The organism is Azospirillum sp. P4_B5, assembly GCF_056402275.1.
Genome location: NZ_JBFUHT010000012.1, coordinates 185,582 through 199,426, shown reverse-complemented (window position 1 = coordinate 199,426; position 13,845 = coordinate 185,582). Strand labels below are relative to the sequence as shown.

General features: G+C 70.5%; 14 protein-coding genes. 5 read left to right on the top strand and 9 right to left on the bottom strand.

The window, feature by feature from the left end:
- Window positions 1-21: 21 nt before the first annotated feature.
- Entirely contained in the window at window positions 22-903 is an 882-nt protein-coding gene (locus AC1DVI_RS12455; protein ID WP_476958228.1) for an alpha/beta fold hydrolase, read from the bottom strand.
- A gap of 125 nt (window positions 904-1,028) precedes the next feature.
- On the opposite strand from AC1DVI_RS12455, the gene AC1DVI_RS12450 reads away from it, so the two are divergent.
- Entirely contained in the window at window positions 1,029-1,187 is a 159-nt protein-coding gene (locus tag AC1DVI_RS12450; protein ID WP_038526216.1) for an entericidin A/B family lipoprotein, read from the top strand.
- Window positions 1,188-1,238: 51 nt separating this feature from the next.
- Here the strand turns inward: AC1DVI_RS12450 and rfaE1 are convergent, their stop codons facing one another.
- A complete protein-coding gene (gene rfaE1, locus AC1DVI_RS12445) occupies window positions 1,239-2,684 on the bottom strand; it encodes a D-glycero-beta-D-manno-heptose-7-phosphate kinase (protein ID WP_476958227.1) in 1,446 nt (481 codons plus the stop codon).
- Between the two features lie 165 nt (window positions 2,685-2,849).
- Here rfaE1 and AC1DVI_RS12440 point away from each other — a divergent pair, with 165 nt between their 5' ends.
- The 3 genes from AC1DVI_RS12440 (at window position 2,850) to AC1DVI_RS12430 (ending at window position 5,417) form a co-directional block, all read left to right on the top strand.
- A complete protein-coding gene (locus AC1DVI_RS12440; RefSeq protein WP_476958226.1) occupies window positions 2,850-4,304 on the top strand; it encodes a sensor histidine kinase in 1,455 nt (484 codons plus the stop codon).
- A gap of 150 nt (window positions 4,305-4,454) precedes the next feature.
- Entirely contained in the window at window positions 4,455-4,619 is a 165-nt protein-coding gene (locus AC1DVI_RS12435) for a hypothetical protein (RefSeq protein WP_162801091.1), read from the top strand.
- Between the two features lie 33 nt (window positions 4,620-4,652).
- On the top strand, window positions 4,653-5,417 hold the full coding sequence (locus AC1DVI_RS12430) for a methyltransferase domain-containing protein (protein WP_476958225.1): 765 nt from the start codon (window positions 4,653-4,655) through the stop codon (window positions 5,415-5,417).
- Between the two features lie 18 nt (window positions 5,418-5,435).
- Here AC1DVI_RS12430 and AC1DVI_RS12425 read toward each other — a convergent pair whose 3' ends face one another.
- The 4 genes from AC1DVI_RS12425 to AC1DVI_RS12410 all read right to left on the bottom strand — a co-directional run bounded on the left by AC1DVI_RS12425 (window position 5,436) and on the right by AC1DVI_RS12410 (window position 9,547).
- Complete coding sequence (locus tag AC1DVI_RS12425) at window positions 5,436-5,972, bottom strand: DUF4405 domain-containing protein (RefSeq protein ID WP_476958224.1); 537 nt, start codon at window positions 5,970-5,972, stop codon at window positions 5,436-5,438.
- Between the two features lie 112 nt (window positions 5,973-6,084).
- Entirely contained in the window at window positions 6,085-6,708 is a 624-nt protein-coding gene (locus tag AC1DVI_RS12420; RefSeq protein WP_476958223.1) for a nucleotide-binding protein, read from the bottom strand.
- Window positions 6,709-6,719: 11 nt separating this feature from the next.
- A complete protein-coding gene (locus AC1DVI_RS12415) occupies window positions 6,720-8,327 on the bottom strand; it encodes a CYTH and CHAD domain-containing protein (protein WP_476958222.1) in 1,608 nt (535 codons plus the stop codon).
- 95 nt (window positions 8,328-8,422) lie between these two features.
- Window positions 8,423-9,547 carry a class I SAM-dependent methyltransferase gene (locus AC1DVI_RS12410; RefSeq protein ID WP_476958221.1) on the bottom strand — a complete coding sequence of 375 codons (1,125 nt, stop codon included), beginning with the start codon at window positions 9,545-9,547 and terminating at the stop codon, window positions 8,423-8,425.
- Window positions 9,548-9,690: 143 nt separating this feature from the next.
- On the opposite strand from AC1DVI_RS12410, the gene AC1DVI_RS12405 reads away from it, so the two are divergent.
- A complete protein-coding gene (locus tag AC1DVI_RS12405) occupies window positions 9,691-10,887 on the top strand; it encodes a phosphoglycerate kinase (RefSeq protein WP_476958220.1) in 1,197 nt (398 codons plus the stop codon).
- Window positions 10,888-10,962: 75 nt separating this feature from the next.
- Here the strand turns inward: AC1DVI_RS12405 and recR are convergent, their stop codons facing one another.
- Genes recR through AC1DVI_RS12390 form a run of 3 tightly spaced genes read right to left on the bottom strand, consistent with a single transcriptional unit; the run spans window position 10,963 to window position 13,796 of the window.
- Window positions 10,963-11,556 carry a recombination mediator RecR gene (gene recR / locus AC1DVI_RS12400; protein WP_476958219.1) on the bottom strand — a complete coding sequence of 198 codons (594 nt, stop codon included), beginning with the start codon at window positions 11,554-11,556 and terminating at the stop codon, window positions 10,963-10,965.
- Between the two features lie 56 nt (window positions 11,557-11,612).
- Window positions 11,613-11,936 (bottom strand): YbaB/EbfC family nucleoid-associated protein, encoded by a 324-nt coding sequence (locus AC1DVI_RS12395; protein ID WP_476958218.1) that lies wholly within the window; start codon window positions 11,934-11,936, stop codon window positions 11,613-11,615.
- A gap of 3 nt (window positions 11,937-11,939) precedes the next feature.
- On the bottom strand, window positions 11,940-13,796 hold the full coding sequence (locus AC1DVI_RS12390) for a DNA polymerase III subunit gamma/tau (protein WP_476958217.1): 1,857 nt from the start codon (window positions 13,794-13,796) through the stop codon (window positions 11,940-11,942).
- Window positions 13,797-13,845 lie beyond the last annotated feature (49 nt).

The window sequence follows — 13,845 nt, the reverse complement described above, 5'->3', positions numbered from 1 at the left end:
GCGCGACACGCCGCGTGAGAATCACCCCGCAAAGAAATCCAGCAACGCCTGCGCCGTCTCCTCCGGCGCCTCCTCGGGGATGAAGTGGCCGGCGGGCATCACATGACCCTCGATGGCCGGGGCGTAGCCGCGCCAGATGCCCAGCGGGTCGTCGTAGAGGCGCCCGACCGCGCTGTTGCGGCCCCACAGGAACAGGGCGGGGCAGGCCACCTTGCGGCCCGCCGCGCGGTCCTCGCGGTCGTGCTCCAGGTCGATGCCGGCCGCGGCGCGGTAGTCCTCGCACATGGCATGGACGGTGGCGGGGTCGCGGAAGGCGGTACGGTAGGCCTCCATCGCCTCCGGCTCGAAGATGTCGGCGCTGCTGCCGATGGAGCCGAGCACCTGCCCCAGATAGAAGTCGGGGTCCGCCCCGATCAGCCGTTCCGCCAGACGGTTCGGCTGGATCAGGAAAAACCAGTGGTAGTAGGCCGTCGCCATGCGCTGGTCGATGCGGGCGAAGACCTCCAACGTCGGCACCACGTCCAGGAAGGCCGCGCGCTCGACCCGGTCGGGATGGTCGAGGACGAGCCGGTGGGCCACCCGCGCGCCGCGGTCGTGTCCGGCCAGCCGGAAGCGGTCGAATCCGAGCGCGGCCATCACCGCCACCTGATCGCGCGCGTTGGTGCGTTTGCAGTAAGTCTCGTGCGCGGGATCGCCCGGCGGCTTCGACGATTGGCCGTACCCCCGCAGGTCGGTCAGCACCACGGTGAAGCGCTCGGCCAGCCGCGGCGCGACCCGGTTCCACAGGGCGTGGCACTGCGGAAAGCCATGAAGCAGAAGGAGCGGCGGCCCCTCGCCCCCGACCAGCGTGTGGATCTCGGCGCCGTCGGCGGCGATGCGGTGGCGGGTGAACCCTTCGAACATGCGCGCCCTCCCCCTATCCGTTTGAGTGTGGAGAACTGTCCTTCCGCACGGTGAGGCTTCGGAAACCTTTGGCTGGTTTCTCGCGTTTTTCAGGCGATTGTTTTCGACCTCAAGAGGAAAATGCCATGCGTAGCCTGAAGAAGCTCGTCCTTTTCGCCGCCCTGGGCGCCGCCCTGACCACCAGCCTCGCCGCCTGCAACACCGTCGAAGGCATGGGCCAGGACGTGCAGGCCGGCGGCCGCGCCGTGGAGCGCTCGTCGGACAGCGTCCAGAAGAAAATGTGATCGCGTGGCGTGGACGCCCCGGCCGCAAGCCGGGGCGGTCAACGCCCGAATTCAGCGCTGCATGCGCCTGATTGTGTTGGTCGTGCTCTGGCCGTCCACAAGGTCGGCCAGCACGACCTTGCCGCCGTAGCTCTGCACGAATCCGGCACCGACCACCGTGGCGACGGTGTAGTCCGCCCCCTTCACCAGCACGTCGGGGCGCAGGGCGCGGATCAGCTCCTCCGGCGTGTCCTCGCCGAAGATCACCACCAGATCGACGCAGGCCAGCGAGGCGAGCACCGTCGCCCGCGCCGTCTCGGTCTGCACCGGGCGCGTCTCGCCCTTCAGCCGCTTCACCGAGGCGTCGCTGTTCAGTCCCACCACCAGCACGTCGCAGGCCGCCTTGGCTTGGTTCAGCAACGCGATGTGGCCGGGGTGCAGCAGGTCGAAGCAGCCGTTGGTGAAGCCCACCCGCTTGCCGCGGGCGCGCCAGCGCTCGGCCCGCTCCACGGCCTGCTCCAGCGTGTCGACCTTCTCCTCGCCGCTGCGCCATTCCTGCTCGTGCAGCGCGGACAGCAACTCCGGCGCGCGGACCACCGCGGTGCCGACCTTACCCACCACGATCCCGGCGGCCAGATTGGCCAGCCGCGCCGCATCGGTCAGCTCCACCCCCACCGACAGGGCGGAGGTCAGCGTCGCCACCACCGTGTCGCCGGCGCCCGAGACGTCGAAGACCTCGCGCGCGTTGGCCGGCAGATGGGTGGCGCCGTCGCGGGTGACCACAGACATGCCGCGCTCGCTGCGCGTGGCGACCACCGCGTCGATGCCACAGCTGTCCAGCAGGAAGCGGCAGGCGGCCTCGACTTCGGCGTCGCTGTCGGCGGGCATCCCCGTCGCCTGGATCAGCTCCTTGCGGTTGGGGGTGATCACGCTGGCCCCACGGTAGCGCCCGAAATCGTCGCCCTTGGGATCGACCACCACCGGCAGCCCGGCCTCCCGCGCCGCCTGGATGAGCTGCGCCACCAGAGCGTCGGTCAGCACGCCCTTGCCATAGTCGGAGAGGATCACCGCACCCACCGTCAGCAGGCCGGTGCGGGCGGCGACCATCACCTCCTCCTCCGACCCGATGGCGGCGATGGTTTCGGCGTCGGCGCGCAGCAGCTGCTGGCGCCCGCCGATGAAGCGCGTCTTGACGGTGGTCTGGCGCCCCGGCTCGGCGACCAGCCCGCCGCCGTCGCCCGTCTCCTTCGCCACGAGGCGGACCAGCTCCAGCCCCGCCGCGTCCTCGCCCACCACCGACACGAAGCGGCAGCCGGCGCCCAGCGCCATGACGTTGGCGGCCACGTTGCCGGCGCCGCCGAGCATAGCCGTCTCGCGCTCGATCCGCAGCACGGGGATCGGCGCTTCGGGGGACACGCGGTCGACCGACCCGTAGATGAATCGGTCGAGCATGACGTCGCCGACGCACAGCACGCTGGCGCGGGACAGGGAGTCGATGTGACGGGCAAGGTCGCTCATGCCGGTTCTACTACCAATCTTGGGAGTGGCGCGCCAGAGGGGAGCGCTCGAATCCCCTCCCCCGGTGCGGGAGAGGGATAATAAGGTCCGGCAACTGGTCTGCGGCGGCATCCTGCCCTATCCTCCGGCATCCCTTCCCCCGGACCCTGCCCCCGGACACCGCTCATGCCCCTGCCCTCCGTGACGCGCAGCCTGTCGGCCAAGCTGCTGGTGCTGACCGTGCTGTTCGTCCTGCTGGCCGAGGTGCTGATCTACACGCCGTCCATCGCGCGCTACCGCCTGACCTATCTGGAGGAGCGGCTGGCCGCCGCCCATCTCGCCGCCCTGTCGGTGGAGGCGACGCCGGACATGATGGTGGCGATGGAGCTTCAGAACGAGCTGCTGGCCCATGTCGGTGCCCACGCGGTGGAGCTGATCCGGCCGGACAGCCGCGTCTACATGCTGTCCCGCTCCATGCCGCCGACGGTGGACGCCGTCTTCGACCTGCGCTCCACCATGGCGCCGCGGCTGACCGCCGACGCCTTCATGGCGCTGGCCCAGCGGCGCGACCGGGTGATCCGGGTGATCGGGCCGTCGCCCAAGGACCCCGCCTTCCAGGTCGAGATGGTGATCGACGAGCGGCCGATGATCCGGGCGATGATCGACTTCTCGGGCCGCATCCTGGCGCTGTCGGTGGCGATCTCGCTGATCGCGGCGGTTCTGGTCTTCGTCTCGCTGACCCGGCTGCTGGTGCGGCCGATGCGCCGCCTGACCGAGGGGCTGGTCGCCATCCGCCGCGACCCCGACGGCACGCCGCCCTTCCAGCCGAGCGCCCGCACCGACGAGATCGGCGTGGCGGAGCGCGAGCTGGCCGACATGCAGGCCACCATCCGCAGCGCGCTGCGCCAGCGCGAGCGGCTGGCCGCGCTGGGCACCGCGGTCGCCAAGATCAACCACGACCTGCGCGCCATCCTGTCCACCGCCGCCCTGCTGTCGGAACGGCTGGCCGAGAGCGCCGATCCGGAGGTCCGGCGGGTCACGCCGCGGCTGATGGCCTCCATCGACCGGGCGGTGGAGCTGTGCGGCCAGACGATGACCTACACCCGCGACGGCCTGCTGCCCCTGGCGCAGACCGAGGTGCCGCTGCGTCCGCTGGTCGAGGAGGCCGGGGCCGAGGCGCTGGCCGCCCTGCGCCCGGATGGGGAGCGGGCGGAACTGCGCTGGAACAACCGGGTGCCGGAGGGGCTGACCGTCCACGCCGACGCCGCCCAGCTCTCCCGCGCGCTGGTCAATCTGGGGCGCAACGCGGTGCAGGCGGGGGCCGCGGCGGTGACGGTGACGGCGGAGAGGCGGCCCGGCGGCGGGCTGGTCCTGCTGGTCGCCGACGACGGGCCGGGCCTGCCGCCGCGGGCGCGGGACAACCTGTTCCAGCCCTTCGCCGGCTCCGCGCGGGCGGGCGGCGTCGGGCTGGGCCTCGCCATCGCGCGGGAGGTGCTGCGCGCCCATGGCGGCGACCTGAGGCTGGTGGAGAGCACCGCGGCGGGCACCGTCTTCGCGCTGGAGCTTCCCCCGGGGATCGTGGTGGAGGGGGCCGCCCGCCTGGGCGAAATGCCCACATCGGATTCGCCCATCCCGCATTGATTTCCGGCGCCCGCTCCACCAGAATTCGCGGCACGGTCAACCCGTCGGCATCCCGCCGGGCGGACGCCCCGCGCGGGACCGGCAGCGAAGGAAGGGAACGGGACTTTGGAAGGCACGGGCAAGTGGATCACCGGGGGTGTCCTGGGCTTCATGGCGTTCATCGGCCTGCTGGCGGCGTCGCGCGCGGCGGACACGGCGTTCTATTACGGCGGCTGGCTGCTGGCCATCGGCTGCATCGGGACGATCTTCATGATGGTCACGAAGCACTACAACCAGATGGACGAGCGGATCGCCCGCCAGCGCGAGCAGGAATAACCCCCAAACCCCTTCAACCGGTGGAGGCCGGGCATGCCGTGGGACCCCGAACAATACGCACGGTTCGAGTCCTGGCGCCGCCGCCCGGCCCACGACCTCGTGGCGGCCCTGCCCTCCTCGACTCCGCGGACGGTGGTCGATCTCGGCTGCGGGGCCGGGCAGCTCGCCCGCCTGCTGGCCGAACGCTGGCCGGAGGCCGAGGTGCTGGGGGTGGACAATTCCCTCGCCATGCTGGAACGCGCGCGGACCACGCCGTCCCGCGTGCGCTGGCTCCAGGCCGACCTGCGCGTCTGGCGCCCCGATCGGCCAGTCGATCTGCTGATCTCCAACGCCGCTTTGCACTGGCTGGACGGGCACGAGCGGCTGTTCCCGGACCTGCTGCGGGCGCTGGCCCCCGGCGGGGTTCTGGCCGTGCAGATGCCCCGCAACTTCGAAGCGCCCTCGCACCGCCTGCTCTACGAGACGGCGGCGGACGGCCCCTGGGCCGAGCGGCTGGCGCCGGTCCTGCGCACCGCCCCGGTACATGCGCCCGAGACCTATTATGGCTGGCTCGCCCCGCTCACCCGGCGTCTGGACCTCTGGGAGACGGAGTATCTCCAGGTTCTGGAGGGCGACGATCCGGTGCTGGAATGGACGCGCGGCACGACGCTGCTTCCCGTCCTGGACACGCTGACGGGCGCGGAGCTGGACGACTTTCTTGCGGCCTACCGCGCCCGGCTGAACGCCGCCTACCCCCGGCGCCCCGACGGCCGCACGCTGTTTCCCTTCAAGCGGCTGTTCCTCGTGGCGCGGGTGTAGGCGGTCGCTTCCAAAACGTTACGAGGCCGGCCCATTTGAAGCTGGCTTGGGCTGCTTGGCGGCGGTGAGGATGTTCGCCACGCCCACCGCGTTCATGCCGGCGCGGCTGCCGATGGCCGACAGCGACTCGCCGGGCTGCGCCTCGATGTTGGCGGCCTTGAGGGCCTGGACGGCCTTGTCGGCGTCCAGCCCGAAGACCGGCGCCACCGTCGCCAGCGGGGCGTTCGCCACCGCCCGCATCATCGCGCCGGGGCCGCCTGTGGAGGCCGGGGTCCCGGTCATCGCCGTGAAGACCAGCGAACCGGCGACGCTGACCACGAAGGCCGACAGGGCGACGTTGCGCTTGAAATACTGGAGGAAGGCGGCCCAGTTGCGCGCCAGATGCCACAGGCCGATGGCGGAGAAGCCGACGCTCAGCCATTCGTGGGAGAAGCGCACCAGATTGCCGTTCCAGTGCAGCAACAGCATGATTCCCGTCACCGTCGAGACGACGAACAGGACGATGGTCACCGGCGTGACGATCTGCCGGGTGATGGTGGAGGTGAGGGAGGGCATGGGGGACGGCTCGCGGGTTGAACGGAATGCGGCCAAAGTGAGGCCGGATTGTAACCGCTTGATGTCCCGCACCATGCCCGAACGTAACAGACTGTAACGGCGCCGTCGCCGCTCACGCCCTTTCGATGTAGGCCAGCAGCGGTTCCCAGTCGGCGCGGTGCTCGGCGGCGCGCTTGCCGGTCAGGTCGAACAGGCTGAGGCCGGAGGCCGCGGCGTCGGCGTAGATCTGGCTGTCGCGCAGGCGGGCCACCACGCTGTGCCCAACCCCGCCGAGGAACTGGTCCAGCCGGTCCGCCGCCTTGGTGCGGGCGCGCAGGCGGTTGCCGACCACCGCCACCGACTTACGGTTCCTGGCGATCGACTTCAGCTCCTCCAGCTTGCCGAGGAAGCGCTGAGTCGCCTGCTCGTCGAAGGCGCTGGGCAGCACCGGCAGGACGACGACGTCGGCCATCCGCACCAGATCCTCGATCTGCTTGGTCTTCAGCGCGGCCGGAGCGTCGATGACGAGACGCCGGATGCCCTTCGGCGCGTCGGACAGGTCCTTGGCCCAGTCCAGCCCGATCAGGGTGGAGGCCGTGGCCGGGCGGCGGGCCAGCCAGCCGAGCGAGGAGCGCTGGCGGTCCACGTCGGCCAGCGCCGTGCTGTGCCCGGCGGCGGCGCAGGCGGCGGCGAGGTGGGTGGCGATCGTGGTCTTGCCGCAACCGCCCTTGATGTTGGCGACGAGGATGGTCCGCATGGGTGGGAAGATTACCCCTCCCGGTCGGGCTTTGACCAGAAGGCTTTCGCGTCGGCGAACTCCTCCCACAGGCCGCGGAGAGCCGTCTCGGACTCCGCCACGCCGCGGGCGTGCCAGCCGATGACGATGCCGGCGGCGCGCGGCTCGCCCGGCTCCGGACGGCTGCCGTCGTCGTGCAGCTCGTGCAGCAGGCGGGTCGCCGTCGCCACGTCGTTCAGGTGGCCCAGCGCGTCCTGGAAGGCCGACAGATCCTGGATGTAGCGGCGGGCCGGCTTGTCGTCGTAGAGGCTGCGGAAGAACTCCGCCGCGTAGCGCAGCTTCTTCAAGGCGATGCGCAGCTCATGCCGCTCGGTCACCGACAGGCTCGCGAAGCCGTGGCCGGCGCGGCGGGCCTTCTTGGCGCGGCGCGACAGCAGATGGTCGGCCAGATCCTCCACCGGGTCGAACAAGCGGGCGGAATGCTCGCTGACCGGCTGGTCGCGCCAGCCCCGCGACTCGACCCAGGCGCCGAACTTCAGCAGGAAGCTGGTGTAGCGCTCCGACCGGATGGCCTCGCGCACCCCCTCGTAGGCGCGGTCGCGGCGGGCGCGCGCCGCGGCGGCGAGCGCGTCGATGTCCTCCTGGAGCGGCTTGCCGTGGCCGTCGGCGCGGTCGAAGGAGTCCTTCACCGGCTCCAGCAGTTCGGCCAGGAAGACGTCCCAGTCGCGCGCCGGGCCGAGGCTGCCGCCCAGCCACTTCACCTCGCCGACCAGCCAGGCGTAGGACGCGGCGGGGATGAAATCCTTGAACAGGGCGAGCGCCGAGCGCAGGCGGCGCAGCGCCACGCGCATCTGGTGGACGCCCTCCGCGTCCTCGCCGATCAGGGTGACGGCCTCGTTCGCCAGCATGTGGCCGATGCAGGAGCGCAGGATGCGGGCCAGCGCGCCTTCCACCGTGGTGTCGCGGTCCAGCTCCAGCTTGCCCGCCTTGACCACCTTGTCCGCCGTGCCGTCGGCCAGCGCATAGCCGCGCTCCGCCTTGGTGCGCGGGTCGAGCCGCAGCGGGGCGGCCTGGGCCAGCTCCAGCGCCAGATCGTAGAGGGTGGCGGCGGAGCCTTCGAGAAGCTCCAGCTCCACCTCCGACACCGGGATGGAGGCGCCGTCGGGGGCGCGGATCTCGCCGCTGTCGAAGGCGACCTCGATCCGGCTGGCACTCTCGCCCTCGCCCATCGTCACCACGCGCACGGTGCGCTGGATGAGCGTGGTGAAAAGCGGCTGAAGCTCCGCCGCGCCGACCGAGCCCAGCAGGTCCAGCGCCTCCGGCGACTCGATGGCCGACAGGTCGGGGGCCGGTCCGGCGACCGGGTGCTCCCACTCCGCCCGGCCAAGCTCGCCGCGCTCCGGCGCGCCCTTGACCGTCTGAAGGAACTGGTTGCCAACCTTGCGCACGCGCAACGTCACCAGACGCCCGGCCAGACGCCGGTCGGCGGTGTCGTAATAGGTGCTTTCCAGGGTCTTGGTGCCGGCTTTTCCCTTGGCGCGGGATGCGACCGCCGGGCAGGACCGGAGCTTCGCCATGTCTTCGGCCCTGACGGCCAGCTTCAGCTCGGTTTCCCGGTTGGACTCCGCTTCGACCACCATTCGTGCCCCGTCGTTTCCGGTGGGTCCCCGTTTTGCACAGGCCCCAGCCACGGTCAAGTTACAGAACCATGACGCTTTTGTTGCAGCCCCCGCAATCAGGGGTCCACCTTTTCCAGCACCAGGAGCTTGGACATGTAGGCGAGCGACGTCTCGCGCAAGCGCAGCCCGGCGGCGGCGAACAGGGCGGGCAGGTCATCGCGGGCGTAATGGGCGTAGAAGGGCTCGTGGAAGGACTGCGGGAAGCGGTCGATCAGCCCGTCCATCATCGGGTTGTCGCCGTACTGCACGCTGTCCATGAAGACCAGGATGCCGCCGGGCTTCAGCACGCGGGCCATCTCGGCGGCGGCCTGGGCGCGGATCTTCGGCGGCAGTTCGTGGAACAGGTAGATGCAGGTCACGATGTCCTGCGAGCGGTCGGCCAGCGGGATCGCCTCGGCCGTCGCCTGGACCAGCGCGCTGCTGCGCGCCCAGGGGGCGAGGTTGCGCCGCGCCTCCCGCAGATAGGCCGGGGAGAGGTCGAGCGCGGTCACCGGCAGGCGCGGGTGGTTGTCCTTCACGAAGGTCAGGAAGCGCCCCGTCCCGGCGGCCACGTCGAGCAGGCGGCAGTCCGCGCTGCGGCGCGTTTTCAGATGCTCGAAGATCGGCACCAGAACTTGGCGGCGCATGGCGTCGGCGCCGCCGCCGAACAGCACCTCCACCTGATGGTCATAGAGGCGGGCGCTCTCCTCCGTCAGGTAGCCGCCGCTCTGGTAGTGGAAGTTCTGGCGGTAGTAGGCGGGCAGTCCCGCGCTGCCGGGCGGCGGGTTGGCGCGCACCTCCACCGCCGCATGGTCGCGGCGGCGGCGCGACACTTCCGGCACGTCGCGGAAGAAGGCGGCGGCGTCGGTCAGCAGCCGGCGCGGGTCGGGCAGCAGGTCGTGCGGCAGGCGGTAGCAGCCCGCCTCGATGTTGGCGAGGTCGCGGGCCAGCAGGGCGCGCAGTTCCTCCAAAATCGCGCGGGTGCCGGGCACCGGACGCCCGTCGGGCGGGGGTGTCCGCGGCGGTCCGGTGATCCGCCGGCCGATCCGCGCGGCCATCATGTACTGGCCGAGGAACCAGGCGACGCGGGCGGACTGGCTGGCCGCATAAGCCAGCCGGGGGGCCAGCCGCGGGGTCGGCCAGGGAGCCGGCCGGGGAGCCAGTTGGGCGGAGGACAGCGGGGTGATCCTGTTCATGGACATAGAGATGGGATCGCCGGCCCCGCCCGCCCAGAGCCCGGTCCATTCGCCGCATGGGGCAACCGGTCGCCCACGCGGGCCGTTGCAAAGCGGGCGCCCCTGTGCTGGATTGCCCGGCAAAAGTTCAACCCGTAGGGACAGCAGCCATGACCGAGTTCAACACCATCGACGACCTCGACGTGAACGGCAAGACGGTGCTGGTGCGTGCCGACCTCAACGTCCCGATGCAGGACGGCAAGGTCTCCGACACGACCCGCATCGACCGTCTGGCGCCGACCCTGACGGAGCTGGCGAAGAAGGGTGCGAAGGTCGTGGTACTGTCGCACTTTGGCCGCCCGAAGAACGGTCCGGACGCCAAGAACTCGCTGCGCAACGTGCTGGACGCGCTGAGCGCCGCCGTCGGCCAGACCGTCGCCTTCGGCGAGGATTGCGTCGGCGACAAGGCCAAGGCCGCCATCGACGGCGCGCAGCCGGGCGCCATCGTTCTGCTGGAGAACACCCGCTTCCACGCGGAAGAGGAAAAGAACGACCCGGCCTTCGCCAAGCAAATCGCCGATCTCGGCGACCTCTACGTCAACGACGCCTTCTCCGCCGCGCACCGCGCCCACGCTTCGACCGAAGGTGTCGCCCAATACCTGCCGGCCGCCGCGGGCCGCCTGATGCAGGCCGAGCTTGAGGCGCTGACCAAGGCGCTGGAGAAGCCGGAGCGCCCGGTGGCCGCCGTCGTCGGCGGCGCCAAGATCTCCACCAAGCTGGACCTGCTCGGCAACCTCGTGAAGAAGGTGGACATGCTGGCGCTGGGCGGCGGCATGGCGAACACCTTCCTCTTCGCCCAGGGCGTGGATGTCGGCGCCTCGCTCTGCGAGAAGGACATGGCCGATCAGGCCCGCGCCATCATGGAGACCGCCAAGGCCGCCAACTGCGAGCTTCTGCTGCCCAAGGACTTCATCGTCGCCAAGGAGTTCAAGGCCGGTGCGGCCCACCGCGCCGTTCCGGCGGACGGCATCGGCGCCGACGAGATGGCGCTGGACGTCGGTCCCGAAACGGTCGAGTTCCTCGGCCTGAAGCTCCAGGGTGCGAAGACGGTGGTGTGGAACGGCCCGCTGGGCGCCTTCGAGATCCAGCCCTTCGACGCCGGCACCAACGCCGTCGCCGGCCTCGTCGCCGAGCGCACGTCGGAAGGCGGCCTGCTGTCGGTGGCCGGCGGCGGCGACACCGTGTCGGCGCTGGCCCATGCCGGCGTGGACGAGAAGTTCACCTACATCTCCGCCGCCGGCGGCGCCTTCCTGGAGTGGCTGGAAGGCAAGGACCTGCCGGGTGTCGCCGCGCTGAAGAAGAAGTAAGCACGTCTGATCCCCTCCCCTGCGAAGCGGGGGAGGGTCAGGGAGGGGGCAAGGACCTCCCTTTGCAACACCTTGCTACAAAGGCCGCCGCGCCTTCAGCGCCGCGGTCAGCGTCCCGTCGTCCAGGTAATCCAATTCCCCGCCCACCGGCACGCCGTGGGCCAGACGGGACACGGAGACCCCGCTGCCGGACAGGCGGTCGGTCACCACATGGGCGGTGGTCTGGCCATCGACCGTGGCGTTCAGCGCCAGGATGACCTCGGTCACCGCCAGGTCCTTCGCGCGCTCCACCAGGGACGGGATGTTCAGATCGTCCGGCCCCACCCCCTGCAAGGCCGACAACGTGCCGCCCAGCACGTGATAGGTGCCGCGGAAGGCGCGCGTGCGCTCCAGCGCCCAGAGGTCACCGGCGTCCTCCACGACGCAGATAATCGAGCGGTCGCGGCTGTGGTCGGAACAGACGGAGCAGGGATCGCGGCTGTCGAGGTTGCCGCAGACCGAACAGTTGCGGATGGCCTCCGCGGCGAGCGCCATGGATTCGGACAGCGGCACCAGCAGGCTGTCGCGGCGCTTCATCAGGTGCAGCGCCGCCCGCCGCGCCGACCGAGGCCCCAACCCCGGCAGCTTGGACAGGAGCTGGATCAGGCGCTCGATTTCAGGTCCGATCATTCACGGCTTCGTTTTTTAGGGGCGGCCGGGCCGCGTTCGACCCGGCCATTCAACACTCAGAACGGCAGCTTCATGCCCGGCGGCAGCTTCATCCCGCCCATCAGATTCTGGGTCTCGTTGGCGACGTGCTGCTCCACCTTGGCCTTGGCGTCGTTGAAGGCGGCGATGATCAGGTCCTCCAGGACCTCGATGTCCTCCGGATCGACGATCGACTTGTCGAGCTTGATCTTCTTCATCTCGCCCTTGCCGTTCACCGTCACGGTGACCATGCCGGCGCCCGACTGGCCGCTCATCTCGACCTCGCCCAGGCGGGCCTGCATCTCCTGCATCTTGGCCTGCATCTGCTGGGCCTGCTTCATCATCTGGCCGAGGTTCTTCATGGGTCAGAAATCTCCTTCATCGTCGAGCGGGTAATAAACCCCGTCGTCCTGCTGCATGACCATAAGGTCGGGATTCTCCCCGTCATCCGCAACCTGGGGCTCGGCCTCGACCGCTGCCTTGAGGTCGCGGACATCGGTGATCTTCGCGCCGGGAAAAGCGTCCAGAACAGCGCGCACCACCGGATGCGCCTCCGCCTCCTCCAGCGCGCGCCTCTGAGCGGCCTGCTCCTGCTGGATCAGCGTCGGCTCGCCCGGCGCGTCCGAGACGATGACGACCCAGCGCTGGCCGGTCCATTCCGTCAACAGCTGGCCGACGCGATTCGGCAGGGTCGACGGGGCCAGGGTCGTCAGCCGCAGTTCCAGCCGCCCCGGTTCCAGGCGCACCAGATGGACGCTGCCGGTCAGGTGGCCGTAGAGCGCGCCCTCGCGCTTCTCCGCGAAGACCTGGACCAGCGTGCGGAAGTCGCGGGGCATCGCCACGCGCTCCTCGTCCGCCACGGCGACGGCCGGCGCGGGCTGGGGCGACGGCTGCGGGCTCGGCTGGGGGGCCTGGGCGACGGCGCGCACGGCGGAGCCGCCCACCGCCACCGGCCCGCCGCCGGGGCCGCGCGGCGCGGAACCGCCACCGCCTTGTCCACCTTGCCCGCCGCCATTTTGCAAATTCTGGAACTGGCGGATCAGATCGCCCGGAGTCGGCAGGTCGGCGGCGTAGGACAGCCGCACGATGACCATCTCCAGCGCCTGCTGCGGCACCGGGGCCGCCTGCACCTCGCCCAGCCCCTTCAGCAGGAGCTGCCACGCGCGGGTCAGCGCCGGCATGCCGAGCTTGGCCGACAGGGCGGCGCCGCGGGTGCGCTCTGCCTCCGGCAGGCCGGGGTCGTTGGCGCTGTCCGGCACGACCTTCAGCCGCGTCAGGTTGTGCACGAGGTCGAGAAGGTCCTGGAGGATCACCACCGGATCGGCGCCGACGCGGTGCAGGTCGGACAGCAGGTCCATCGCCTCCGCCGGCTTGGCCGAGACGGCGGCCTCAAACAGGTCGATCACCTTGCTGCGGTCGGCCAGACCCAGCATGTCGCGCACCTGCTGCGCGGTCACGGTGCCGGCGGCCAGCGCGATGGCCTGGTCGAGCAGCGACAACCCGTCGCGCACCGACCCGTCGGCGGCGCGCGCGATCAGGGCCGCGGCGTCCGGCTCGATCCCCGCCCCCTCCAGGCCGGTGATGCGGGTGAAATGCTCCTTCAGCACCTGGGCGTCGACGCGCCGCAGGTCGAAGCGCTGGCAGCGCGAGAGCACCGTCACCGGCACCTTGCGGATCTCGGTGGTGGCGAAGACGAACTTCACATGGGACGGCGGTTCCTCCAGCGTCTTCAAAAGCGCGTTGAACGCGCTCTTGGAGAGCATGTGGACCTCGTCGATGATGTAGAGCTTGTAGCGCGCCGAGACGGGGGCGTAGCGCACGCCGTCGATGATCTCGCGGATGTCGTCCACGCCGGTGTGGCTGGCGGCGTCCATCTCCATCACATCGACGTGGCGGTCCTCGGCGATGGCCCGGCAATTGTCGCAGACGCCGCAGGGCGTCACCGTCGGCCCGCCGGTGCCGTCCGGCCCGGTGCAGTTCAGCGCGCGGGCGATGATGCGGGCGGTGGTTGTCTTGCCCACGCCGCGCACGCCGGTCAGCATGAAGGCCTGGGCGATGCGGCCCGAATGGATGGCGTTGGTCAGGGTGCGGACGAGCGCGTCCTGCCCGATCAGCTCGGCAAAGCTCTTCGGACGGTATTTTCGCGCCAGAACCCGGTAGGCGAGGCCCCCGGACGTCCCGGAAACGGAAGAGGACATATCGGCAACGGTGGTATCGGTCACGCGGCTGGCCCGGTAATCGGCTTCACGACGGAGCGCAGAATAGCGTCAC